The 22,508-nt window shown below is 41.3% G+C and carries 24 protein-coding genes and 1 other RNA gene; 11 read left to right on the plus strand and 14 right to left on the minus strand.

Going from position 1 to position 22,508, the window contains the following annotated elements; all coding sequences use genetic code 11:
- Positions 1 to 32: 32 nt before the first annotated feature.
- A complete protein-coding gene (locus ACXYMT_RS08380; protein WP_459058627.1) occupies positions 33 to 923 on the minus strand; it encodes a 3-hydroxyacyl-CoA dehydrogenase family protein in 891 nt (296 codons plus the stop codon).
- An 8-nt stretch (positions 924 to 931) separates the two neighbouring features.
- Complete coding sequence (locus ACXYMT_RS08385; RefSeq protein WP_459058628.1) at positions 932 to 1,894, minus strand: Gfo/Idh/MocA family protein; 963 nt, start codon at positions 1,892 to 1,894, stop codon at positions 932 to 934.
- A 137-nt stretch (positions 1,895 to 2,031) separates the two neighbouring features.
- On the opposite strand from ACXYMT_RS08385, the gene ACXYMT_RS08390 reads away from it, so the two are divergent.
- Positions 2,032 to 2,676, plus strand: a complete 645-nt coding sequence (locus ACXYMT_RS08390; RefSeq protein ID WP_459058629.1) for a protein-L-isoaspartate(D-aspartate) O-methyltransferase — start codon at positions 2,032 to 2,034, stop codon at positions 2,674 to 2,676.
- An 81-nt stretch (positions 2,677 to 2,757) separates the two neighbouring features.
- Here the strand turns inward: ACXYMT_RS08390 and smpB are convergent, their stop codons facing one another.
- A complete protein-coding gene (gene smpB / locus ACXYMT_RS08395; protein WP_459058630.1) occupies positions 2,758 to 3,213 on the minus strand; it encodes an SsrA-binding protein SmpB in 456 nt (151 codons plus the stop codon).
- 118 nt (positions 3,214 to 3,331) lie between these two features.
- Between smpB and ACXYMT_RS08400 the strand changes: the two genes are divergently transcribed.
- Positions 3,332 to 4,075 (plus strand): DUF6503 family protein, encoded by a 744-nt coding sequence (locus ACXYMT_RS08400; RefSeq protein WP_459058631.1) that lies wholly within the window; start codon positions 3,332 to 3,334, stop codon positions 4,073 to 4,075.
- On the opposite strand, the gene ACXYMT_RS08405 is transcribed toward ACXYMT_RS08400, so the two are convergent.
- Positions 4,072 to 4,593 carry a phosphoglycerate mutase family protein gene (locus tag ACXYMT_RS08405; RefSeq protein WP_459058632.1) on the minus strand — a complete coding sequence of 174 codons (522 nt, stop codon included), beginning with the start codon at positions 4,591 to 4,593 and terminating at the stop codon, positions 4,072 to 4,074. The two genes, ACXYMT_RS08400 and ACXYMT_RS08405, sit on opposite strands and share 4 nt — an antisense overlap.
- Before the next feature lie 4 nt (positions 4,594 to 4,597).
- Positions 4,598 to 5,698, minus strand: a complete 1,101-nt coding sequence (locus ACXYMT_RS08410) for an esterase-like activity of phytase family protein (RefSeq protein WP_459058633.1) — start codon at positions 5,696 to 5,698, stop codon at positions 4,598 to 4,600.
- 102 nt (positions 5,699 to 5,800) lie between these two features.
- On the opposite strand from ACXYMT_RS08410, the gene ACXYMT_RS08415 reads away from it, so the two are divergent.
- Positions 5,801 to 5,986 (plus strand): CsbD family protein, encoded by a 186-nt coding sequence (locus tag ACXYMT_RS08415; RefSeq protein WP_459058634.1) that lies wholly within the window; start codon positions 5,801 to 5,803, stop codon positions 5,984 to 5,986.
- 34 nt (positions 5,987 to 6,020) lie between these two features.
- Here ACXYMT_RS08415 and clpB read toward each other — a convergent pair whose 3' ends face one another.
- Positions 6,021 to 8,621 (minus strand): ATP-dependent chaperone ClpB, encoded by a 2,601-nt coding sequence (clpB, locus tag ACXYMT_RS08420; RefSeq protein WP_459058635.1) that lies wholly within the window; start codon positions 8,619 to 8,621, stop codon positions 6,021 to 6,023.
- 201 nt (positions 8,622 to 8,822) lie between these two features.
- Here clpB and ytxJ point away from each other — a divergent pair, with 201 nt between their 5' ends.
- Together ytxJ and ACXYMT_RS08430 are read left to right on the plus strand one after the other, a co-directional pair.
- Complete coding sequence (ytxJ, locus tag ACXYMT_RS08425; protein ID WP_459058636.1) at positions 8,823 to 9,221, plus strand: bacillithiol system redox-active protein YtxJ; 399 nt, start codon at positions 8,823 to 8,825, stop codon at positions 9,219 to 9,221.
- Between the two features lie 126 nt (positions 9,222 to 9,347).
- Positions 9,348 to 9,560 carry a hypothetical protein gene (locus ACXYMT_RS08430; protein ID WP_459058637.1) on the plus strand — a complete coding sequence of 71 codons (213 nt, stop codon included), beginning with the start codon at positions 9,348 to 9,350 and terminating at the stop codon, positions 9,558 to 9,560.
- 64 nt (positions 9,561 to 9,624) lie between these two features.
- On the opposite strand, the gene fahA is transcribed toward ACXYMT_RS08430, so the two are convergent.
- Positions 9,625 to 10,914, minus strand: coding sequence for a fumarylacetoacetase (fahA, locus tag ACXYMT_RS08435; protein ID WP_459058638.1), 1,290 nt, complete (start codon positions 10,912 to 10,914; stop codon positions 9,625 to 9,627).
- Between the two features lie 110 nt (positions 10,915 to 11,024).
- Here fahA and glyA point away from each other — a divergent pair, with 110 nt between their 5' ends.
- The gene (gene glyA, locus ACXYMT_RS08440; RefSeq protein WP_459058639.1) at positions 11,025 to 12,299 is read left to right on the plus strand and encodes a serine hydroxymethyltransferase; all 1,275 of its coding nucleotides are present in this window, start codon (positions 11,025 to 11,027) and stop codon (positions 12,297 to 12,299) included.
- Positions 12,300 to 12,395: 96 nt separating this feature from the next.
- Here glyA and ACXYMT_RS08445 read toward each other — a convergent pair whose 3' ends face one another.
- From ACXYMT_RS08445 to ACXYMT_RS08455, 3 genes are read right to left on the minus strand one after another with little or no spacing between them, the layout of a single operon-like run.
- Complete coding sequence (locus ACXYMT_RS08445) at positions 12,396 to 13,907, minus strand: choice-of-anchor Q domain-containing protein (protein ID WP_459058640.1); 1,512 nt, start codon at positions 13,905 to 13,907, stop codon at positions 12,396 to 12,398.
- Positions 13,904 to 14,311, minus strand: coding sequence for an acyl-CoA thioesterase (locus ACXYMT_RS08450; protein ID WP_459058641.1), 408 nt, complete (start codon positions 14,309 to 14,311; stop codon positions 13,904 to 13,906). The genes ACXYMT_RS08445 and ACXYMT_RS08450 overlap by 4 nt, the downstream gene beginning before the upstream one ends.
- Positions 14,312 to 15,367 (minus strand): glutaminyl-peptide cyclotransferase, encoded by a 1,056-nt coding sequence (locus tag ACXYMT_RS08455; RefSeq protein ID WP_459058642.1) that lies wholly within the window; start codon positions 15,365 to 15,367, stop codon positions 14,312 to 14,314. It lies immediately after the preceding gene.
- Between the two features lie 87 nt (positions 15,368 to 15,454).
- Here ACXYMT_RS08455 and ffs point away from each other — a divergent pair.
- From ffs to fsa, 3 genes are all read left to right on the plus strand, one after another.
- Positions 15,455 to 15,553, plus strand: an RNA gene (gene ffs / locus ACXYMT_RS08460) — signal recognition particle sRNA small type.
- A gap of 38 nt (positions 15,554 to 15,591) precedes the next feature.
- The gene (locus tag ACXYMT_RS08465) at positions 15,592 to 16,404 is read left to right on the plus strand and encodes an SDR family oxidoreductase (protein ID WP_459058643.1); all 813 of its coding nucleotides are present in this window, start codon (positions 15,592 to 15,594) and stop codon (positions 16,402 to 16,404) included.
- Between the two features lie 62 nt (positions 16,405 to 16,466).
- Entirely contained in the window at positions 16,467 to 17,120 is a 654-nt protein-coding gene (gene fsa, locus ACXYMT_RS08470) for a fructose-6-phosphate aldolase (RefSeq protein ID WP_459058644.1), read from the plus strand.
- Positions 17,121 to 17,174: 54 nt separating this feature from the next.
- On the opposite strand, the gene ACXYMT_RS08475 is transcribed toward fsa, so the two are convergent.
- Positions 17,175 to 18,623, minus strand: coding sequence for a TlpA family protein disulfide reductase (locus ACXYMT_RS08475; protein ID WP_459058645.1), 1,449 nt, complete (start codon positions 18,621 to 18,623; stop codon positions 17,175 to 17,177).
- A 151-nt stretch (positions 18,624 to 18,774) separates the two neighbouring features.
- Between ACXYMT_RS08475 and ACXYMT_RS08480 the strand changes: the two genes are divergently transcribed.
- Positions 18,775 to 20,400, plus strand: coding sequence for an ABC-F family ATP-binding cassette domain-containing protein (locus ACXYMT_RS08480; protein WP_459058646.1), 1,626 nt, complete (start codon positions 18,775 to 18,777; stop codon positions 20,398 to 20,400).
- Between the two features lie 79 nt (positions 20,401 to 20,479).
- Here the strand turns inward: ACXYMT_RS08480 and ACXYMT_RS08485 are convergent, their stop codons facing one another.
- The 3 genes from ACXYMT_RS08485 to ACXYMT_RS08495 all read right to left on the minus strand — a co-directional run bounded on the left by ACXYMT_RS08485 (position 20,480) and on the right by ACXYMT_RS08495 (position 21,717).
- Positions 20,480 to 20,680: a hypothetical protein gene (locus ACXYMT_RS08485; RefSeq protein WP_459058647.1), complete on the minus strand. Its 201-nt coding sequence runs from the start codon at positions 20,678 to 20,680 to the stop codon at positions 20,480 to 20,482.
- Positions 20,680 to 20,916: a putative signal transducing protein gene (locus ACXYMT_RS08490; RefSeq protein WP_459058648.1), complete on the minus strand. Its 237-nt coding sequence runs from the start codon at positions 20,914 to 20,916 to the stop codon at positions 20,680 to 20,682. Before ACXYMT_RS08490 ends, ACXYMT_RS08485 begins: the two co-directional genes overlap by 1 nt.
- Before the next feature lie 75 nt (positions 20,917 to 20,991).
- On the minus strand, positions 20,992 to 21,717 hold the full coding sequence (locus ACXYMT_RS08495) for a hypothetical protein (RefSeq protein WP_459058649.1): 726 nt from the start codon (positions 21,715 to 21,717) through the stop codon (positions 20,992 to 20,994).
- 196 nt (positions 21,718 to 21,913) lie between these two features.
- On the opposite strand from ACXYMT_RS08495, the gene ACXYMT_RS08500 reads away from it, so the two are divergent.
- Complete coding sequence (locus ACXYMT_RS08500) at positions 21,914 to 22,501, plus strand: DUF4136 domain-containing protein (RefSeq protein WP_459058650.1); 588 nt, start codon at positions 21,914 to 21,916, stop codon at positions 22,499 to 22,501.
- Positions 22,502 to 22,508: the final 7 nt, after the last annotated feature.

The following is a 22,508-nucleotide window of genomic DNA, read 5'->3' on the forward strand; positions in this document are numbered from 1 at the left end:
CTGCTGATTAATAGGTTCTAAAAATGCCTTTTCTAAGAGGTGAACTGGCTAGAAACTTTCTCAGCTTTTCTGCTTTCGGAATAATCGTAGAAACCTTCTCCCGATTTAACTCCCAGTTTCCCTGCCTGTACCATGTTTACAAGGAGAGGACAAGGCGCATATTTTGGATTTTTAAAACCGCTATACATCACCTCAAGTATGGAAAGGCACACATCAAGGCCAATAAAATCGGCTAACTGTAAAGGTCCCATGGGATGGGCCATTCCCAGTTTCATTACCGTGTCGATCTCCTGAACGCCTGCCACTCCATTGTAAAGGGTTTCAATAGATTCGTTGATCATAGGCATTAAGATACGGTTGGCAACAAATCCCGGGTAATCATTTACTTCAACAGGTTCTTTTTTTAGCTTTTTTGAGAGGTCCATAATGTTTGAGGTAACCTCGTCGCTCGTGTTATAGCCACGAATAATTTCCACAAGCTTCATCACCGGCACCGGATTCATAAAATGCATTCCTATTACCCTTTCAGGATTCGAGACCACAGAGGCGATCTTTGTAATGGAAATAGAGGAAGTATTTGAAGCCAGAACAGTTTCTGCAGAACATGCCTCATCCAGTTGCTTAAAAATGGAAAGTTTCAGCTCCACATTTTCGGTAGCTGCTTCAACCACAAGATCCACATTCTTTACTCCTTCAGAAATATTTGTAAAGGTGGTGATGTTGTTAAGGGTATTGGTTTTATCATCTTCAGAAATTTTTTCTTTGGCCACCATGCGGTCCAAATTTCCGGAGATGGTTTTCATTCCTTTCTCCAGGCTCTTTTCTGAGATATCAATGAGATTTGTTTTATAACCAAATTGAGCAAAAGTATGGGCGATTCCGTTCCCCATAGTTCCTGCACCAATGACTGCAATATTTTTCATAGAAAATGTTAGTTAAATGAATTTATGATTTGTTTTGCCACACGCAATGCCTGCGTTCCCTGCTCAAGACTTACAATGGGAGTCGTATCGTTCTCGATAGCATCGGCAAAGGAATTAAGCTCGTCTAAAATGGCATTATTAGGATTGACTTGTGGATTATCAAAGTAGATCTGCTTTTTTAAACCTTCGGCATTCTGAAGGATCATGTCGAAATCTCCCGGAACTTCGGGTGCATCCTTCATTTTTACTACCTCACATTTTTTTTCCAGGAAATCTACTGAAATATAAGCGTCCCGCTGAAAGAAGCGTGCCTTCCGCATGTTCTTCAGGGATATTCGGCTGGCGGTAAGATTTGCTACACAACCGTTCTCAAATTCAATACGGGCGTTGGCGATATCGGGAGTATCACTAATGACTGAAACCCCGTTGGCTTTGATCTCCTTCACTTCAGAATTTACCACACTTAAAATGGCATCTATATCATGGATCATGAGATCCAGTACTACCGGCACATCAGTTCCGCGGGGATTGAATTCTGCCAGGCGATGCGCTTCAATGAACATAGGATTCTCAAACTTCTCTGCGACAGCCTTAAAGGCCGGGTTAAATCTTTCGACATGTCCAACCTGTCCTTTCACCTTATATTCCTTTGCCAACCGTACCAACTCTTCAGCTTCTTCTACGGTGTTGGTGATAGGCTTTTCCACAAAGAGATGCTTTCCTGCCTTTATGGTTTTTTGTCCTACTTCAAAATGAGAAAGGGTAGGAGTTACTACATCAACCATATCAACGGCTGCAATTAGATCATCCAGGTTGTTGAAATATTTGTAACCGAATTCTTCTTCAACTTTGCGGCCACTGTCTTCATCTATATCGTAGAATCCTACCAACTCATATTTTTCGGATTCCTTGAGCAAACGCAGATGAATTTTTCCTAAGTGTCCTGCACCCAGGACGCCGGCTTTAAGCATAATAAAAGGTTTTCAACAAAAATAGCATTTCTTGAACTAAAGCCAATGCCAATTATGACCGAATAAAAACAGCCATTCCCATTTTTTCTTTAACCTGAGGTAATCTTTGTGTAATTTTGCCGCTCAAAAGAAAAAGGGTGCGAAAGGATACGCTTAAACATCAGGGAAAGAGAATGCAGCTGGCCAAAGTTGTGGAAGGTAAAGGGATCAAGGATGAAAAGGTTCTTGATGCCATCAAGAAAATTCCGCGACACCTTTTTATGGATAGTAGCTTTGAAGACCATGCCTACCAGGACAAAGCCTTTCCTATAGCAGCAGATCAAACCATCTCCCAGCCTTATACCGTTGCATTTCAAACCGAAGTGCTGCAGGTTAAAAAAGGAGATACAGTATTGGAGATTGGAACCGGGAGCGGTTATCAAACAGCTGTGCTGTGCGAACTTGGAGCTAAAGTATTTAGTATTGAGAGGCAGCAGGAATTGTTCAAGAGAACAAAGCTTTTCCTGTCAAAAATAGGATACAGGCCGCGTTATCTTGCCTTTGGTGACGGCTACAAGGGATTACCCGATTATGCGCCTTTCGACAGGATCATAGTTACTGCCGGCGCCCCTTTTGTTCCGAAACCCTTGCTGAGTCAGTTAAAAGTTGGAGGGAGAATGGTCATTCCCGTAGGAAAAGACACTCAGGTAATGACACTTTTCGAAAGAAAATCTGAAACGGAGTTCGAGAAAACAGAATTCGGAAATTTCAGGTTTGTGCCTTTGCTGGAAGACAGGAATTAAGTGTTCAGTACTCGGTGTTCAGTAGGCAGTTTTCATTTTCTTAGGTAACAGGCAACCCGCAACCTGCAACCCGCAACAGTTTTATTTATATTCCTTCTGAATTCTATCCAGCTTCCTCTTGTTCTCTCTATCCTTAATTGTTTCCCGCTTATCATAAAGCTTTTTACCCTTGGCAAGAGCGATCTGCATTTTTGCGAGTCCGCGGTCATTGATGAAGAGCCGAAGCGGAATAATGGTTAGTCCGGAGTTTTTCACCTCTTTCTCCAGTTTTCTCAATTCCCGCCGATTCAGCAGAAGTTTACGTGCATGCTTTGGATCATGATTAAAGTAAGTGGCGTGAGAGTACTCCTGCACCGTCATGTTGATCACAAAGAGCTCATTGTTGGAGAACTCACAAAAACTTTCGGCTATTGATGCCTTGCCTTCCCTTATGGCCTTTATCTCGGTACCTGTAAGTTTGATCCCTGCTACATATTTGTCCAGGATCTCGTATTCAAATTTCGCCTTCCGGTTTTTGATGTTTATGTCGTTCTTCATAAAACAAAAGTAACAAGCTTTCCCGAAAATCCCTTCTTTTTAGAGTTTTCTTAAAGAGAGGTGGTTCTATTTCAGATTTAGGTCTCAAAAAGGTATTTTTGCACCATAAATCCTACTTATGAAAAATATACTTTGGTTGCTTCTGGCTGTCCTGTTTATATCTTGTCAGCAAGACAAAGAACTTTCAGAAGCCGATAGAATAATTGCCCAGGCCATAGAAAAAGCAGGGGGTGAAAAATATGAGAGTGCAATAATTGAATTTCAGTTTCGGGAAAATTTTTATACCAGTAGCAGGAAGGAGGGCTTGTACGAACTTACCCGGCATAGAAAAGATTCCCTTGGGGAGATAAAGGATGTCTTGACGAACAAAGGTATTAAATCCTTTAGGGAAGAACGGGAAGTAGTAATGCCCGATTCTGTTTCGGCTGCCATAGCCGAAAGTGTCAACGCCGTTCATTACTTTGTGCAATTACCATTTGGATTGCAAAACGATGCTGTCATTACTGAACTTGTAGGAAAAGATACCATTAACAATACGGTTTATCACGAGATTAAAGTAACATTCAAACAAGAAGGTGGCGGTGCAGATCATGAAGATGTATATATGTACTGGATCGAAAAAGATGATTTTACCGTAGATTATCTCGCGTACAGATTCTTTGTAAATGACGGCGGAATAAGATTTAGAAAAGCTGTAAATCCAAGAACGGTCAATGGAATTCGATTTGTAGATTATGAGAATTACAAAACTGAAGATCTCTCTACTCCGTTAGAAAATTTGGATGAGCTGTTCCAAAAAGGGCAGTTGACGAAGGTTTCTCAGATCGAGAATGAGATCCTGAAAGTGGAAATTCAGGATTAGTTGATATACAGCACCTGGGAAGATTTTTCTCCATTTGGAGCTACAGTAACGATGAAGAGGCTTCCGTATTCCTTCTCGTCCACATCCTGAAATTTTTTCTCTCCCAGAACCAGGTTCACAAATGCCGGGTTAGTATTGCTATGGCCTACTACCAGCACAGTTTTACCTTTTGTTTTCTCTTGAAAAGCAGGATCATTTAACTGCCTGGGGTCATAGATGTCGACATCTTTTTCCTGGGAGTTGGCAATTGTTTTTGCCGTCTGCATGGTCCGGTTATAATTACTGGAAAAAATAAAATCGAATTCAACTTCCTTAAAAACCTCGGCCCACTTTGTTGCTCTTGCAACACCTTCAGGAGTCAGGTTGGGATTTCTATCCTCTTTGTTGCTCTCGTCCTTTTCGGCGTGACGAATAAAATAATATTGTGTGACACTTTCCTGCACAGGCGGATCGGTTTCGAATTTAGAAGTTTCACCTAAAGATAACAATGAAAGTATAAGGATGAAAAAGCTGTTCATAAACTTAATTTTTAGGAATGAATTCCATGAGGATCACCTGGTTCAATTGCTGTCCCATGGAATTGAAATTGTTATCTGAAATTAAAATAAGACTTTTATTTCCGTTGGACAGCTCGGGCCCAAACGTGATCCCTTCAATATTATCTATGATCTCCTGACTCAAAAACTTCTTTGCCCACTTGAAATCGTAGAGCAATGTCTTTTTAGCCGGATTATTGAAAGCAACTCTTAAGTTATTGATGTCAAGTGTATTGGTTCCCAGGGTAGCGTCTACATCATAGATCCTTACCGTATTACCTTTTTGTCCATGCCCGGCGGAAAATCCTCTTTCCAGGATCAAAAACTTGTTCGGGGCATACTCCAGAAGATCTGTAACTCCGTTAACTGCAAAATACAACCACGGGATCTTTGCTATGCGGTCAAGCCTGTAAGGAAATTGTTTGGTGGCATTTCCGGTTTTTTTATCAAAATAGGTGATCCGTACAGGAGATTTGGTGGGATATAGCTTTGGTTTAGGTCCGTCTGTCTCCAATGGAAGCTCCATAGCCGCCCAAACCCCCTTCCCGTCGTGTGAGAAGGCAAGACCTTCTAAGGTTCCGTTATTGCGGGGTTTCTTTATGCTTTGAGCCAGAAGATTTTCGGGTACAGAAAAAGAACTCACAAAACTGCCCTTTTTGGATGTCTTGAAAACCATGGGATCCTTTCCACTTTTAATATTTCCTTCACTGCTAAGAATAAAATTATCTTCTAATGGATCAAACAGAATACTCTCCAGGTCAAGATGTTGATCTTTTAGTTCTTCCTCATTTTTGTTCAACAGGATCACATCAATGATGGAGACAGAATCTATCTTTTCTTCTGAAATATCAATTTTGGCCCGGTAGATTCTTGGATTGGAGGGTTGGTCGCTCACCAGGAAGTAATCCCCTTCGTGAAAATCAATACCTGAAAGTCCGCCAACTTCGGTTCCTTCCACTGTAAGCCCGCTTTTAATGCTGTAATCATCTAAAAATCTAACCTGGACATTTGAGGTATTTCCTATTCTGGAGCTTTTGCAGCTCAACAGGGCTGACGCCAGAATAGCAAGCAGAATTATTTTTCTCATAGCGGTAAAAATAACAAAATCTTAAGAGCAAAATGGCAATTTTTTAAAGGATAGGAAGAGCATTTCTGTCTACCTTCAAGTTGAATATAAAAACAACTTGTTATGAATAATGATCAAATTGAAGGAAAATGGAAACAAATAAAAGGGGAGTTCAAACAGAAATATGGAGATCTCACCGATGATGATGTAACCTACAACGAAGGCAGGTTTGATGAAATGCTGGGACGTTTGCAGGAAAAAACCGGCCGGAGTAAAGAGGACCTGAAACGGGAAATCGACAGATGGTAAGAAAAAAAGGCCCCAAATTTTGGGGCCTTGTCTATTACTGGGCAATTTCTTCCTGGTTCCTGAAGACCAGTTCATCATCAAAAGCATCCAGCAAAATAATACTATCTGTATGGATCTTTCCGCTTAAGATCTCTTTCGAGAGCTTGTTTAGCACCTCTTTTTGAATAGTTCTTTTGACCGGTCGTGCACCATACTGTGGATCAAATCCTTTTTCAGCAAGATGTGCAATTGCTTCTTCGGTTGCATCAAGTGTAATGCCTTGTTTTGCGAGCATTTTTGTCACGCCCTTCAATTGTAATCCCACGATTTGTTTGATGTCATTCCTGGAGAGTGGAGAGAACATCACGATATCATCGATCCTGTTGAGAAATTCAGGCCTTACGCTTTGTTTCAGCAATGCCAGCACTTCAACTTTGGCACTTTCCATTGCTGTTTCGACATCTTTAACAGCATCAAATTTCTCCTGTATGATATGAGATCCCATGTTGGAGGTCATAATGATAATGGTGTTCTTAAAATCGGCTACCCGACCTTTATTATCTGTCAGCCTGCCTTCGTCCAGCACTTGCAATAAAATGTTGAAGGTGTCCGGGTGAGCTTTTTCAATTTCATCCAGCAGGATCACAGAATAAGGTTTTCTTCTTACCGCCTCAGTAAGCTGTCCGCCTTCATCGTATCCTACATATCCCGGAGGAGCACCTACCAGCCGGCTAACTGCATGCCGCTCCTGATATTCACTCATGTCGATCCTTGTCATTGCGCTCTCATCATTGAAGAGATAATCGGCCAGGGCTTTTGCCAGTTCTGTCTTACCGACTCCTGTTGTTCCCAGGAAAAGGAAAGATCCAATTGGCTTTTTCTGGTCCTGTAATCCTGCCCGGCTTCTTCGCACGGCATCACTTACAGCCTGTATAGCTTCATCCTGCCCCACGACTCTGCGGTGCAGTTCGTCCTCAAGTTTCAAAAGTTTCTCCCGCTCGGTTTGAAGCATCTTCGTTACCGGGATTCCTGTCCATTTGGCAACTACTTCGGCAATATCCTCATTAGTTACTTCTTCCTTGATCAAAGATTTTCTTTGTTGATTCTCTTCAAGTTGCTTCTGAAGTTCAGCCAATCTTTCCTGTTCTTCCTTTATCTTTCCGTAGCGCAATTCGGCTACCTTTCCGTAATTTCCTTCTCTTTCTGCACGTTCAGCTTCAAGTTTATATTCTTCAACCTTGGATTTTGAAGTCTGAATGTTGTCAACTACATCTTTCTCGTTTTTCCACTGGGCATGCAGTTCATTGCGCTCATCCTTGTAATTGGCAAGGTCGGCGCGAAGAGTTTTAAGTTTGTTCTCATCATTTTCCCTCTTAATAGCTTCCATCTCTATCTCCAGTTGCATGATCTTACGATCAAGCACATCGAGTTCCTCAGGCTTTGAGTTGATCTCCATGCGCAACCTTGAAGCTGCTTCGTCCATAAGGTCAATAGCCTTATCGGGAAGAAAACGGTTGGTGATGTATCGCTGAGACAATTCAACTGCCGAAATGATGGCCTCATCTTTAATTCTCACCTTGTGGTGAGTTTCATATTTTTCTTTGATTCCACGGAGGATGGAAATTGCACTTTCCGTATCGGGTTCATCAACAGTCACCTTCTGGAAACGTCGCTCCAGCGCCTTATCCTTTTCAAAATACTTCTGGTATTCATCAAGAGTGGTGGCACCAATAGCTCTGAGTTCCCCTCTTGCAAGAGCAGGCTTTAAGATATTAGCCGCATCCATAGCGCCCTGTCCGCCACCGGCACCAACAAGAGTGTGGATCTCATCAATGAAGAGCACAATATTTCCCTCACTTGAAGTCACCTCTTTGATAACGGCTTTCAATCTTTCCTCAAATTCGCCCTTATACTTCGCTCCGGCAATTAATGCACCCATGTCAAGAGAGTAGATCTGCTTGTCTTTGAGATTTTCGGGCACATCCCCGGCGATGATACGGTGAGCGAGACCTTCGGCAATAGCAGTTTTACCAACTCCGGGTTCTCCTACCAGCATCGGATTATTCTTTGTTCTTCGGGAAAGGATTTGAAGCACACGACGAATTTCCTCGTCTCTTCCAATTACCGGATCGAGTTTTCCTTCCTCGGCCAGCCTGTTGAGGTGGTTCGCATATTTATTAAGGGAATTGTAAGTTTCCTCTGCACTTTGAGAAGTCACATTTTCTCCTTTCCTCAATTCCTGAATAGCGGCTTTTAAACCTTTCTCTGTAGCTCCCTGATCTTTGAGGATCTGTGCCACTTTACTTGAGGATCCAAAAATGGCTAAAATGAGGTGTTCTATGGAAACGTACTCATCTCCCATTTTTTTGGCTACGGAAGATGCATCGTTGAGAGTTCTCGATGCCTCACGGGAAAGCATAATATCTCCGCCGTTCACCTTTGGGAAACTCTGTAGGGTCTTATCCAGGATCTGCTGAAAAAGAACAACATTGATATTGAGCTTCTTCAGAAGAAAAGGAGTTACATTCTCATCTACTAAAGTTATAGCTTTAAATATATGTTCGTTCTCTATTTGCTGATGTCCCAGTTCCTGAGCCAGTTGCTGCGCCTGTTGAATGGCTTCCTGGCTTTTTATTGTAAAATTATTGAGATTCATAGTTATATCTTTGATCTTTTTATACCAGGTTTAGCAAAGCGTGTACCAGCAACTTCCGGCAGACAAAATGGCTGAAAATGAGTAAAAAGGAATGACTTTTTGTCTCTTATAAAGATACTAAACTTAGGGCTTTTTCACTGTAATCTCACAGGATTTTACTATTTTACGGAGTTGAAAAAAGTTGTAACTAAAGATTGAAAAATGGGATTATTCGATAAAGTTTTTAAGAGCGAAAGAGATATAGTAAAGAAAGAGATTGAGGAAGTGCCGTGGCATGCTTTGACCGAAGAGGAGCAGCTTGACAAGATGGAGAAAGAATCTGAAAAGCAACTTGTTGTGATCTTCAAACATTCCACCCGATGCGGTATTAGTCGCATGGTGTTGAACAATTTTGAAAGGAATTACGACCTGCCAAAAGATAAGGAAGTAAAACTTTACTTCCTGGACCTTATAGCCAACCGGGGCATTTCCAATGAGGTAGCGAGCCGCTTTGGTGTTAGACACGAGAGTCCGCAAATGATCATTTTAAAAGATCAGCAGGTGGTACATCATTCTTCTCACCAGTCGATAGACGTTGAAAGAATAAAAGAGTTAATATAGCCTAATAGGTTTCGAATTATGTTAAAGCATTAAATTCCAGTTAAAGGTTTTATAACCAGTTTTTTATAGAAGTATGATGTAGTTATATTTAGTATGTATTAATCATTAACTTAAAAAAACTTTATTATGGAAGAGAGAAGAGAAGATCGTAACCGGGATCGCAACGAAGAGCAAAGACGGCACCAACAGGAAGAGCAAACCAAAAATCCGGCTCAACAGGCCGCAGGTGACCGCGATAAGCAACGTAAAGAAGATGCCGAAAGAGAAAGTGATATGGATCGGGATCGAAACAGTGAGGAAAGAACCGGAGGTTCCGGTAGCAGAGAAGAGCGCAGATAATCTTTTCTAGTCGAAATAGAAAGAGCCGCAAAATTGCGGCTCTTTTTTTTATATCAGTAAAAAATTACTTTTTCTTAGGTTCAAAAATGGGAAGTAGTTTAGTGCTTACTTCTCCAAATCCTATTCTATAGTTTTCTTTTTTGCAGTGACCACGCATGATCACCGTATCATTATCTTCAATAAAAGTACGGGTACTGCCATCGTTTAGCTTTACCGGTTTCTCACCTTTCCAGGAGAGTTCGAGCATGGAGCCGTAAGAATCAGGGGTAGGTCCCGAGATAGTTCCCGATCCCATCATATCTCCCGATAGTACAGGACAACCATTTACCGTATGGTGGGCCAGTTGCTGACTCATATTCCAATACATGTATTTGAAATTGGACTTGGAAACTCTAGTCTCTTCGCCATTTTCTGGCTGCAGGAATACTTCAAGTTCTATATCAAAACTCTTCTTACCGGTGGACTGCAAGTAAGGCAACAATTTCTTTTCAGGTTTTGGGCTTTCCACTCTAAAGGGCTCAAGAGCATCAAGAGTTACGATCCATGGAGAAACTGAAGAAGCAAAGTTCTTAGCTAAGAAAGGTCCAAGCGGAACATATTCCCAGGTTTGAATATCACGGGCACTCCAGTCATTGAATAGTACCAGACCAAAAATGTAATCTTCGGCTTCGTCTATAGGAATAGGTTCTCCCAGATGGTTTGCATCTGTGGTTATGAATGCCATTTCCAGTTCAAAATCCACTCTTTTTGAAGGACCGAATACCGGTTCATCGGCATCTTTAGGTTTGGTTTGTCCTTTTGGACGGTGGATTGGGATTCCACTGGGGACTATAGAAGAACTTCTTCCGTGGTAGCCTACAGGAATGTGAAGCCAGTTTGGCAACAAAGCATTGTCGGGATCGCGGAACATGGTTCCCACATTAGTAGCGTGTTCTTTACTTGAATAAAAATCTGTGTAATCTCCTACCTGTACTGGCATTTGCATTTCGATCTCGTCAAGTCCAAAAAGCACGACCTGCCGGTGTTCTTCATTGTCGCGAAGTTTATCATTGTTTGCGTCAAAAATTTCAGCAATGCGATTTCTTACAAGTCTCCAGGTCTTTTTACCATCAGAAATAAAATCGTTGAGCGTGTCTTGAAGAAAAATATCGTCGGTTAGCGGGATTCCTTCAAAATAGCCTAGCTGGTGCAGGGCTCCAAGGTCAATTGCGGTATCGCCAATACGGGTACCTATCGTAATTATATCATCCCTGGTTAGAAAAACTCCGAAGGGAATATTTTGTATAGGAAAATCAGAATTTTCGGGTACTTCCAGCCATGTTTTTCGTGAAGGGTCGTTAGCTGTAATGGACATAATAAATGTTGGTATTTTGTTAAAATCAATTCGAACCAAATATATTATTTTCTTACTAAGAACCGAATGTATTTGCTATTTTTGAGTATTATTTAACGTAAAAAATGCATATGCAAAGGGATAAAGAATTATTTGATTTAATTGATGCAGAAAAAGATAGACAACTAAATGGTTTAGAGCTAATTGCAAGTGAGAATTTTGTAAGTGAACAGGTGCTTGAAGCAGCCGGTTCTGTACTCACAAATAAATATGCCGAAGGCTATCCCGGAAAAAGATATTATGGGGGGTGTGAAGTTGTAGATGAAGTTGAGAATCTTGCCATTGAAAGACTTAAAGAACTCTTTAATGCCGAATACGCAAATGTGCAACCACATTCGGGATCACAGGCGAACACCGCTGTCTTTCATGCCTGCATGAAGCCGGGAGATAAGTTTCTGGGTTTTGATCTTTCACACGGTGGACATTTAACTCATGGTTCTCCTGTTAATTTCTCCGGAAAACTTTACCAGCCTGTTTTCTACGGAGTAGATAAAGAAACAGGACTGATAGATTATGATGAAGTACAAAAAATAGCTGAAAAAGAGCAGCCTAAAATGATCATTGCCGGTGCATCTGCATATTCCCGGGAGATCGACTACAAGAGATTCCGTGAGATAGCCGATAGTGTTGGAGCTATACTTTTTGCCGATATCGCGCATCCCGCAGGGTTAATTGCTAAAGGACTTTTAAGCGACCCAATTCCTCACTGTCACATAGTTTCTTCAACAACCCACAAGACCCTTCGCGGACCTCGAGGCGGAATTATTATGATGGGTAAGGACTTTGATAATCCATTTGGTGAAACTTTAAAAAATGGAAGCCCAAAGAAAATGTCAATGTTGCTCAACAGCGGGGTTTTCCCCGGCAATCAGGGTGGTCCTTTGGAACACATCATCGCTGCGAAGGCAGTAGCTTTTGGAGAAGCACTCACAGATGAATTCCTTCATTACACTGTACAGGTAAAGAAGAATGCCAAACGAATGGCTGAAGCCTTCATGAAAAAAGATTACCAGGTGATCTCTGGCGGAACAGATAATCACATGATGTTGATCGACCTGCGTAACAAAAATATTTCCGGGAAAGAAGCTGAAGAAGCTCTTGGGAAGGCCGATATCACTGTTAATAAGAATATGGTGCCGTTTGATGATAAGTCTCCGTTCGTCACTTCCGGAATTCGAATTGGTACTCCGGCAGTTACCACCCGCGGATTATTAGAGGATGACATGGATACTATTGTAGACCTTATTGACCGCGTGATCACCAATTATCAGGACGAGGACAAACTTGATGCGGTAAGGGAAGATGTGCTGGAGCTAATGCAGGGCAGACCTCTCTTTAAAATGTAATTATAATAAAAGTTCTGGCTTCTGTTTTCTGAAACGCAGGGGCGAAGTCTTCTTTAAAAAAGAGTTGTCAAAAATGACATTTTTGACAACTCTTTTTTATTCCTCAATCTCAACGAATTCGTAAGCTCCGAGATCGGGACTTGAAATTCGATCTATTCCCAGGATATCCTGTGGAACTTTCTGAGCAACATCTAAATCTCCTTTATCTATAGCCGGAGAACCAACCTGAAGGCTCAGATCATTATCTTTTGGGGCTACAAAAAGCGGATCTTCATTTAGCCAAATATTCTCGTAGATGTCACTGTTGCTGAAGTCATAAAAGCCTTCAGGTTCCGGTCCGCCGCTGAACTTTAGCAGGCTGTGAGAAAAGAACACTTCAACCGGAACGGTCTCATCAAGTTCGAAACCCAGTTCTCTGGTCTCATTTCCGTAGATGATGCTGTTTTGAAATATTGCTTTAAGAGGTGAGGGTTCTTCTCCCGATAAATTGGTGATAACTAATGCCGGTGCTTCCCGGTAGCTTTGCTGCCAGTAGTTGCCAAGACTAAGGTGTCTAAAATGATATTTTCCGCCGTTGATATGGATGGAGGCCTGTCCGCTGTTATTGATCACAAGGTTCTCGGCAGTGATCTCAGTATTCTCAGCTCTTATTCCTGACAGAGCGGAGTTGTAGATCTGGACGTTTTTGAGGGTTACAGAAGTAGGGGAGAGGGTGGTTCCTTCTGCAAGTAATCCGACTCCGGCATTCCTGATAGTTACATGTTCAAAAAGATGATCTTCGCTGTCTTTTTGGAGCCATATCGCTCCCCATTGCCCCGGAAGATTCCTGTAAAGACTCTGCAGTCTGTCTCCCTGAAATATCACTTCATTTTCCAATTTTTCGGGATCTGTGCTGGGGGTACCTTTTACCCGTATCGAAGCTCCTTTTAAGGCCAGAATTCCGCTTTCAGAATGAAAATGAATACGGGCTCCTGCTTCTATGTAAAGAGTGGCTCCTTCGGGAACGGCAGCATAACCGTAGATGACATAAGGTTTTTCTCTGGTCAAATTTAGTTGATCCTGATCTAACTGAAATCCGGAAACCAGGATGGGCTCGCCATTCTCATTTGTGCCAACGGGAATTCTTTGAGGGATGCCCTGGGAGTCCTTTTTCGGATACAACAGGATTGCGTCTTTCACCAGAGTAACCAAAGGAATTTCCTGAAGATGTGATCGGGAGCGGAACTGAAGCTTATCAGTATATAGAAACTCGTTTTCTTCCATTGTACTTGTAGGGACAGTAGTTTCAATAAAGATGTATATGCTGTCTCTTGCCAGTATTTCTACATTCTCAAAGCTGTTTCCTGCCACACCATCGACATTGAGCCGGTAAAGAGAGTTCTCACCATCTTTAAGGCTAACCTGCGGAATGAAGATATCCTCTCCTGAACGATTATAAACTTTTAAAGAATAGGTTTGGGTGCTAAGGTTGGTGAATACTGTATCAAGGAATACAGTGTCTTTGGAAAATTCTAATTGGCCTGAAGACTCGGTATTCCCGAAATCACTGCGGCAGGAGCTCCACAACACCAGCAACAATAGAAGAATGATTTCAGTAAATTTCTTCATTTCTTGTGAAACACAGTGCGCAGGTCTTCGGTGATCTTTGTAGGCTTCTTGGAATCGGCATCCAGTAAACACCACATGGATTTGGCGGCTACCAGGATCTCTCCTGTTTCAGCATTTTTAATATTGACAAATCTTTCTGAAGTGACAAAGGTCGTTTCACCCACAAAAGTTTCTATCAGGATCTCATCTCCCAAAAATGCCTGTTTTTTGTAGTCGATCTCATGTCTTATCACTACCCAGATAAAATCCTTCTTTAACTTATCTGTAGCCCTTACTTCCCAATGTTCTTTGGCAATATCCTGTATCCATTGCACATACCGTACATTGTTTACATGATTAAGATCGTCGAGATCTTCCTTACTTACGGTTCTTTGATGCGTATAAGTTTCTGCGGGTACTACCATCTAATTCTCAATAATTCTTACCTCAAAAAGAGTATCCCAGTCTTTACCGGTCACGTAGAGTTTCTGGTTTTCCTTATCGAAGGCAATTCCATTTAAAACATCATTAATAGGGTCCAGATCCTGAGTGTTCCCCAGTTGATCTCTTAATCCTGAAAAATTGATCACGCCTTCAATGGCACCATTTTCAGGATTTATAATTGCAACTCCATCTTTTTGATAGGTATTGGCATAGATCTTTCCTTCTACCCATTCCAGCTCATTAAGTTGGGTGGCAACGGTTTTATTAGTGACGGTTTGAATAAATCCATCTTCAGAAAGTGTCACAGGATCAAGGAACCATATTTTTTCTGTGCCATCACTTTTGTAGATCGTAGTACCGTCATTAGCCAGGCCCCAACCTTCTTTACTTTGGCCGTATTTAAATTCTCCGGTCTTTTCAAAAGAATCGACGTCATAGATAAAACCAACCCCTTCTCTCCAGGTAAGCTGGTAGATCTTATCATTTAATATTGTTATTCCTTCAGCAAAAAAGGTCGAGGGAATATCGATTTTTCGCTGAACCTCACCTGTTTCAAGGTCAACTAATCTCAATGATGAAGTCCCGTAGTGGCCCGTGCTTTCAAAAAGCTGATCATTATAAAATTCCAGCCCCTGGGTGTATGCATCCTCCTGGTGAGGGTATTTATTAACTATCTCGTAAGTGTAAGTGGCTGGTGCCTTATCATTGAAAAGAGTGATTTCCTGCTGCTTTTCTACAAAATCGCGGTTTCGATAAATGCGGGCAGTCAAATTCCATTTCCCTAGCTTTTCATTTTGCAAAGTGTGGTTCAAAGCTTCATTCCCGATTGTCTTCTTCAACTGCTGGTCTCCTAAGAAATAAATGACTGAATCTTTCTCGCCCGTTACCTGGGCCCGAAGTTGATCTCCCAACTGAAATTCCTTCTTATTTTCGGCTATTTCCAGGTTATATTCCGTGGATGCATCCTCTGGATCGCTTCCGCAGGAAAAGAGGAAATAGGTCAATAATATCAATATGAGGGAGTTATATGCTTTCATTTTTAATAGATCATTTGGTGCAAGCTAAATTAAAGAATTCGGCTTAGAAAATGCTTGCAAAAAGTATGAAAGGTTGTATATTTGCCCCGGCAAGTCCCACACAACCAGCTCCTGCTGAATCCCCCAGGGCGGGAACGCAGCAAGGGTAAGCGGTCGTAGCGGTGTGATGTGGGTAGCTTGCCATTTTTTGTTTCTATAAGTGAGATTTATTGCATCTTTGCAACATGACAGAAACAGCTTCAAAAGTGGTGCTAATAACAGGAGCATCCTCAGGAATTGGCAAAGCCATAGCCGAATTTCTTCAGTCAAAGAATTTTACCGTTTTTGGAACCAGCCGCAATCCGGGAAAGCAGAATTCTCCATTTCCTCTAGTGGCACTTGATGTTACCAAACCCGAAACCATAAGATCTGCCGTAGCCGAGGTAATTTCTTCAGCAGGGAAAATCGATATCCTTATTAATAACGCCGGAGTAGGCATTACAGGGCCCATTGAAGAAACACCCGATGAGGAGATAAAAAAGGCTTTCGATACTAATTTTTTTGGTCCCATAAATGTCATAAAAGCCGTACTTCCCGAAATGCGCCGGAATAATGGCGGACTCATAATCAACGTAACATCCATTGCCGGTTATATGGGGCTTCCTTATCGCGGGATCTATTCGGCTTCAAAAGGAGCTTTAGAAATTACTACCGAAGCTTTCAGGATGGAATTGAAAGACTCGAATATCAAGATGACCAACATTGCTCCGGGGGATTTCGCGACAAATATTGCAGCGGGAAGGTATCATGCGCCGGTGATTGAAGGTTCGCCTTATGAGAAAGCATATGGCAATACCCTCAAGATCATGAATGAACATGTGGACCGGGGAGAAGACCCCAATAAAATGGCTAAAGCCATCTACGGGATAATTCAGGAAAAAGAGCCAAAGATCCATTACAAGGTGGGGGAGCCACTTCAAAAATTTTCAATAGCTCTCAAGAGAGTACTTCCCGATAAAGTTTATGAGAGGTTACTCTTAAAGCATTATAAATTGTAGTTTTGCAGGAGTCTGAAAAATGGCATTTTTCAGCAGTATTTAATCATTTATAACAACACACTATGAAATTTTTTATTGACACTGCCAATCTTGACCAGATAAGGGAAGCACAAGACCTTGGGGTTCTTGACGGGGTGACTACCAACCCTTCTCTAATGGCAAAGGAAGGCATTACCGGAAAAGAAAACATCATTGCCCATTACAAGAAGATTTGCGAAATAACTACCGGTGATGTAAGCGCCGAAGTTATTGCGACCGACTTTGACAATATTGTAAAAGAGGGAGAAGAGCTTGCTGCCCTTCACGACCAGATCATTGTTAAGGTGCCTATGATCAAAGATGGAATTAAGGCTATAAAATATTTCAGCGATAAAGGAATTAAAACGAATTGCACCCTGGTATTTTCTGCAGGTCAGGCGCTTTTGGCTGCCAAAGCCGGTGCAACTTATGTTTCCCCATTCATTGGAAGACTGGATGATATTTCTACAGACGGATTGAACCTTATCATGGAGATCCGCCAGATCTATGATAACTACGGCTTCGAAACCCAGATACTGGCTGCATCTGTGAGACATACTATGCACGTTATTGACTGTGCAAAGATTGGTGCGGATGTGATGACCGGTCCTCTTTCGGCTATCACAGGATTAATGAATCACCCTTTGACAGATATTGGCCTGGAGAAATTCCTTGCAGATCATAAGAAGGGGAACTAAGGTTTCAAAAATGACATTTTATATAAGCCTTTTTTCTGCGGAAGAAAGGCTTTTTTATTGGTTCAGGAAACCGAGGATGTGAGATTCAAATTCGGGAGAAGTGAGGTAGCTATCACCTACCACCACCTCGGCTGAAGCATTTATTAGAAGGATCTTATCGAGGAAATACCGGAAGTAATCTTTTTTTATCCTCGTGGAGCCGAGTTGATATTCAGATCCCGGATCATATGAATTTTGTCTCACAGCTACTCTCCATGCTGGTTCCTCACCCAGGTCAACATTGATCCCAATAAAATTTACTTCGGGATATTTCTTTTTGAACTGTTTGATGAGCTCGTGCTCCTCAACATGTCCTTCATCAAAGACCGACCATAGAAAAATTGCCGTGGGTTTTTCAACCACATCCCCAATGGTTACCAGTTGCCCTTTCATATTTAAAAGAGATACGTTGGCAAGGGAAGTGCCGGGTAAATAGGCCAGCTGGATGGTGCCAAGCTGTCGTATCTTATCAAGCTCTTCAGTAGGGATATCCTGCGCTTTTAATTCCTCAAGGATAGCTATGATGTCTTCCCTGCTTTTAGCCATTACAATTCCTCTCACAGCTATTTTTTCCATGATAGTCCTCTTCAAATTTGGAACCTGAATCAACTCTCCTGCTTTTCTTAATCGTGAGGTGACATTATTCACATTGTTGAGGTTATAACAGTCAGATTCATCCAGGCCGCTATTGGCACACCAGGAAAGAGAGTAATTGATCAAATAGTTTTCAATAAATCTTTTGTAGCCGGGGCTACACTGCATTCTTTCGGAATTGAAATCGATATCGGTTCTGTAACCGTAATAATCTTCAGGAAATTGTTTGGAATATTCTTTATAGTACTTATTGACCAGATATGAATAGCGCTCTTTTAGATCATTGTTCTCGTATTCAATTATATCTTCCGCGAGACAAACAAAATCCTCTGAAAATTTTCTTTTTTTGGAGGTATTGTTTAGGAAGTCAAGCCGCAAGGATTTAATAGAATCGGCTTTACGGAGAAAATTTTCGGGAGTATATTCATGGAACGAAAGAAGCAATTGAGAATTTTCTTCGTCCTGCAGGAACATCTCGGCGAGAAAGTTATTATACTTATCACCGGTTCCGCTAAAGTGGAGGGACTCATCAAAAGCCACTGTGTTTACTCTTAAAAGTAAACTATCACCGGGACTCAAATAGATATTTTGGATCTCGGGAGTGTGCTGCATAACATAAATACCTTTTTGTACATCCTCGACCTTATAGCTGAAACGATTTTGAGAATCAAGAAAAACAGTGTCGAGAACCCTTCCGTTGCGCTTTACCACAACATGATCTGTAGTAGGGTTGACAATTTGGCCTCCAAGGTAGGCATAGGGAACAGAGTCTTCGTCTGCACTTCCACAGGCCGCCAACAAAAAGAGAAGGCACAGCAAAAGCAGTGCTGGTAAGGCATGACGAGTAATATTTGAATCTATTCTATTCAAGTTTCCTGGAGGGCAAAAATAAGGGATAGCAAATGTAGAAGTAGGGCATGCACCTCAATGTTAACTCATCGTTAAATAGGTAATTATAAAAGTTAATCTTTTAATGAAAGTTTATAATTGGCTACTTTTGCAAAAATTTAGAATAGACCATATGTTATCAGTTTCAAATTTATCTGTTCAATTTGGGAAAAGAGTATTGTTCGATGAGGTCAATACCACCTTTACTCAGGGAAATTGCTACGGAATAATAGGTGCCAATGGCGCCGGAAAATCCACTTTCTTAAAGATCTTAAGCGGAAAATCTGATCCCACTTCGGGACACGTTCATCTCGAGCCAGGGAAAAGGATGTCTGTGTTGGAGCAGAACCACAATCTCTATGACGAGTATCCGGTGTTGGAGACAGTTATAATGGGGAATAAACCTCTTTATGACATCAAGAAAGAAATGGACGAGATCTATGCCAAAGAAGATTTTAGTGATGCCGATGGAGAAAGGGTAGGAGTCCTACAGGTGGAATTTGAAGAAATGAATGGGTGGAATGCCGATAGTGAAGCAGCAGCCTTGCTGTCGAATCTCGGTATCAAAGAAGACAGTCATTACACTTCAATGGGGGACTTAGATAACAAACTGAAGGTAAGGGTGCTTCTTGCTCAGGCCTTGTTTGGAAATCCTGATGTGTTGATCATGGATGAGCCTACCAACGACCTGGATTATGAGACCATAAACTGGCTTGAGAATTTTCTTGCCAACTATGAGAATACTGTGATAGTGGTATCTCACGACCGTCACTTCCTGGATGCAGTGTGTACTCATATTTCGGATATTGACTTTGGAAAGATCAATCACTATAGCGGAAATTACACCTTCTGGTATGAATCTTCACAGCTGGCTGCCCGTCAAAGAGCGCAGCAGAACAAAAAGGCTGAGGATAAGAAAAAGGAGCTTGAGGAGTTCATTCGTCGCTTTAGCGCAAACGTAGCGAAATCCAAACAGGCTACTTCGCGTAAAAAGATGATTGCAAAGCTAAACATTGATGATATTAAGCCTTCCAGTAGAAGATATCCTGCCATTATTTTCGAAAGGGAGAGAGAAGCGGGTGATCAAATTTTGAACATAGAAGGTCTTGAAGCGTCCATCGAAGGGGAAACTCTTTTCAAAGGGGTGGACATCAACCTCGCCAAAGGGGATAAGGTAGTTGTGTATTCTAAAGATTCACGTGCTACCACTGCTTTCTACGAGATCATCAACGACAAACAAAAACCCGTTTCAGGAAAATTCCAGTGGGGTGTGACTACAAACCAGTCGTATTTACCATTGGACAACTCCGAATACTTCGATAATGATCTTACTCTAGTTGATTGGTTAAGACAGTGGGCTAAGACCGAAGAGGAAAGAGAAGAAGTTTACATACGTGGCTTTCTTGGAAAGATGATCTTTAGTGGAGAAGAAGCTTTGAAGACCTCAAGAGTATTATCAGGAGGAGAGAAAGTGCGCTGTATGTTGAGTAGAATGATGATGATGAGAGCAAATGTTCTTATGCTTGACGAACCTACGAACCACCTGGATCTGGAATCTATCACGGCCTTCAATAATTCCCTGAAGAATTTTAAAGGAACCGTTTTATTCACTACGCATGATCATGAGTTCGCACAAACAGTGGCAAACCGGGTAATTGAACTTACGCCCAATGGTGCTATTGACCGTTATATTACTTTTGATGAGTACATGAGTGACAAAAAGATAAGAGAGCAACGTGAAAAGATGTATGCTGTTTAGGCTATTGGAAAGTACAGTCTAAAATGTATTATAATTTCAGGAAGGGGTTTCAAAAATGACATTTTTGAGACCTCTTTTTTTATGTCTTTGGTTCGTTCTTAAAGAATTTGTAGAGATCAAAGCCTCCAAGGATAATAAATCCTATAGCCACAATTATCCTAAAGGTGGTATACTCTGCACCTGTCACAAAAGTAAAAATGCGGTATCCACCATAACCCAGGAAGGCTATTCCCAGAAATAGGTTGAAATAATTACGACCTGAAGCAGCACTCATTTTCATTAGTCACTATCGGGAAAAGTTTCTTTAGTGATGCGTAAAGCCTCTTCGTAATTCTCTGATTTGGCAAAGAGTAAAACCTGTCCCGGCAGTCCGCCTCCAAAACCGGCTCTTAAACCTGAATCAAAGTCATTCCTTATCCTGGTAGGAATATCTTTTTCTTCGAGCAGGTTTTGCAAGTGTTGCACATTTACTTCGCTTCCGGTGTAAACTCTTTTATATTCTTCTTCTTCACTCATAATGTTGTATTTCCCCATAAATTTAAGAATAGGGAATGTACTTAGGGTGCTTTTAATTTCAGTTTAACACTTGCATCAGGCGTTATAGAATTTACTATTCCAGTTTCCGGAACTAAAATTTTTTCCGAGACTAATTCCGTAGAAAAAAATAAGAGCTACTACAGACTTGAAGGAATACATGAAAAGAATAACAAACTGGCTTGTTTCCCGAAACTTTGAAAAAAAGACTTCTCTGATCCCAAAGGTGAATAAAAAACTAAAAAAGAAACTGAAGATCAATAGATTTTCCAAATTCTTTAGGGGCCACATGAGGACTTTTCTCAGGGGATGCATATCGGTGCCCCATTTATGGACCAGGTAATAATAATCATTTCCAAGAGGCGCGAAAAGCATAGGGTCATCGGCATTTTCCAGCCTGAAGTATTTAGCAGGGGCGAGCATTTTGGCGCCCTTGATCTCAATTTTATGCTGCTTTTCCAGTGCTTTGACTGCATCCAGCGCTTCCTGCGGCAAATCACCTTTAAAGAACCTGGTATTTAAAAAGCGCAATCTATAATCAACACAGATCTTTTTGATCTGGGAGAGATGGAAGATCCTGTTGCTCTCCAGCAGGTCAAAGATCAGAGGATTCGCATCTTCTTTTTCGCTTTCTGTTTCGGAAATTCTATCAAGAATATTTTCTCCTGAATGACCTTCTCCTTCCAGGATTCTTTTCACTTCCTCAAGAACCTCATGTTCCTTCATCTCCTTTGCACGCAGCAACTCCATTCTCCTCTGGAGGTTTATTCTTTCTAGCAACATGATCAATCTCCTTTAGCTTCTAAATTTAGGTAATAACAACAAAACTTGCAAAAGTCTGATTTTTGGCTAATCATTAAGGAGTTCTACTGTTAATTTTAAGAGTCTATGGTTAAATTCATTTTAAACCTTAGGACACAACCTTAAAGGGATAGGGAATAATCTTATCTTGAAAACTGAAACCTTAAAATCTTTAAAAATGAAATTTTTACGACACTTCTTAAGCTTGACTTTTATGGCAGGTATACTGTTAACTTCCTGCGGTCCAAAAGTGGATGCCAATAAAAGAACTGCGAAGAGTCTTAACAGCTACAACAGCTATGCTTTTTTGCCAAACCAGGACACAATCCAGACCTCCAACTATAATAATGCTTTGGTCAATGAGATCGTGATAGATGAGATTCGAAATAATATGCAAGATCTCAATTATCGTCTTGACCGCAACCAGCCCGACCTCTTAGTGTATTATCACCTTATGCTTGATGAGGAAATGGCGGTGAACGCAAATCCTGTCTATACTAACTACAGCTATTACCGTCCCGGATTTTATGTTGGACCTTACTATAGAAATTATGCTTATAGTAACTATTTTACCGTACCAAGGATAGTTGGTAATGGAATAGAGCAAGTAGCGTATAAGGAAGGTACGATAGTTATTGACCTTATCGATCGCAGGACGAATGAGATCGTGTGGAGAGGTAGAGCCGAAGATCTCATAGCACCGGGTAATCTGGATGAAGAAATAAGATCTTACGTAGATGCCATTTTTGACAAGCTACCAAAATAAAATAATT

This window comes from Salinimicrobium sp. CAU 1759 (assembly GCF_054482715.1).

Bases quoted from the DNA above. Each gene is read 5' to 3' on its own strand.
- ACXYMT_RS08380 (WP_459058627.1), bottom strand. From the start codon at position 923: ATGAAAAATATTGCAGTCATTGGTGCAGGAACTATGGGGAACGGAATC.
- ACXYMT_RS08385 (WP_459058628.1), bottom strand. From the start codon at position 1,894: ATGCTTAAAGCCGGCGTCCTGGGTGCAGGACACTTAGGAAAAATTCAT.
- smpB (WP_459058630.1), bottom strand. From the start codon at position 3,213: ATGAAGAACGACATAAACATCAAAAACCGGAAGGCGAAATTTGAATAC.
- ACXYMT_RS08400 (WP_459058631.1), top strand. From the start codon at position 3,332: ATGAAAAATATACTTTGGTTGCTTCTGGCTGTCCTGTTTATATCTTGT.
- ACXYMT_RS08405 (WP_459058632.1), bottom strand. From the start codon at position 4,593: ATGAACAGCTTTTTCATCCTTATACTTTCATTGTTATCTTTAGGTGAA.
- ACXYMT_RS08410 (WP_459058633.1), bottom strand. From the start codon at position 5,698: ATGAGAAAAATAATTCTGCTTGCTATTCTGGCGTCAGCCCTGTTGAGC.
- ACXYMT_RS08415 (WP_459058634.1), top strand. From the start codon at position 5,801: ATGAATAATGATCAAATTGAAGGAAAATGGAAACAAATAAAAGGGGAG.
- clpB (WP_459058635.1), bottom strand. From the start codon at position 8,621: ATGAATCTCAATAATTTTACAATAAAAAGCCAGGAAGCCATTCAACAG.
- ytxJ (WP_459058636.1), top strand. From the start codon at position 8,823: ATGGGATTATTCGATAAAGTTTTTAAGAGCGAAAGAGATATAGTAAAG.
- ACXYMT_RS08430 (WP_459058637.1), top strand. From the start codon at position 9,348: ATGGAAGAGAGAAGAGAAGATCGTAACCGGGATCGCAACGAAGAGCAA.
- fahA (WP_459058638.1), bottom strand. From the start codon at position 10,914: ATGTCCATTACAGCTAACGACCCTTCACGAAAAACATGGCTGGAAGTA.
- glyA (WP_459058639.1), top strand. From the start codon at position 11,025: ATGCAAAGGGATAAAGAATTATTTGATTTAATTGATGCAGAAAAAGAT.
- ACXYMT_RS08445 (WP_459058640.1), bottom strand. From the start codon at position 13,907: ATGAAGAAATTTACTGAAATCATTCTTCTATTGTTGCTGGTGTTGTGG.
- ACXYMT_RS08450 (WP_459058641.1), bottom strand. From the start codon at position 14,311: ATGGTAGTACCCGCAGAAACTTATACGCATCAAAGAACCGTAAGTAAG.
- ACXYMT_RS08455 (WP_459058642.1), bottom strand. From the start codon at position 15,367: ATGAAAGCATATAACTCCCTCATATTGATATTATTGACCTATTTCCTC.
- ACXYMT_RS08465 (WP_459058643.1), top strand. From the start codon at position 15,592: ATGACAGAAACAGCTTCAAAAGTGGTGCTAATAACAGGAGCATCCTCA.
- fsa (WP_459058644.1), top strand. From the start codon at position 16,467: ATGAAATTTTTTATTGACACTGCCAATCTTGACCAGATAAGGGAAGCA.
- ACXYMT_RS08480 (WP_459058646.1), top strand. From the start codon at position 18,775: ATGTTATCAGTTTCAAATTTATCTGTTCAATTTGGGAAAAGAGTATTG.
- ACXYMT_RS08485 (WP_459058647.1), bottom strand. From the start codon at position 20,680: ATGAAAATGAGTGCTGCTTCAGGTCGTAATTATTTCAACCTATTTCTG.
- ACXYMT_RS08490 (WP_459058648.1), bottom strand. From the start codon at position 20,916: ATGAGTGAAGAAGAAGAATATAAAAGAGTTTACACCGGAAGCGAAGTA.
- ACXYMT_RS08495 (WP_459058649.1), bottom strand. From the start codon at position 21,717: ATGTTGCTAGAAAGAATAAACCTCCAGAGGAGAATGGAGTTGCTGCGT.
- ACXYMT_RS08500 (WP_459058650.1), top strand. From the start codon at position 21,914: ATGAAATTTTTACGACACTTCTTAAGCTTGACTTTTATGGCAGGTATA.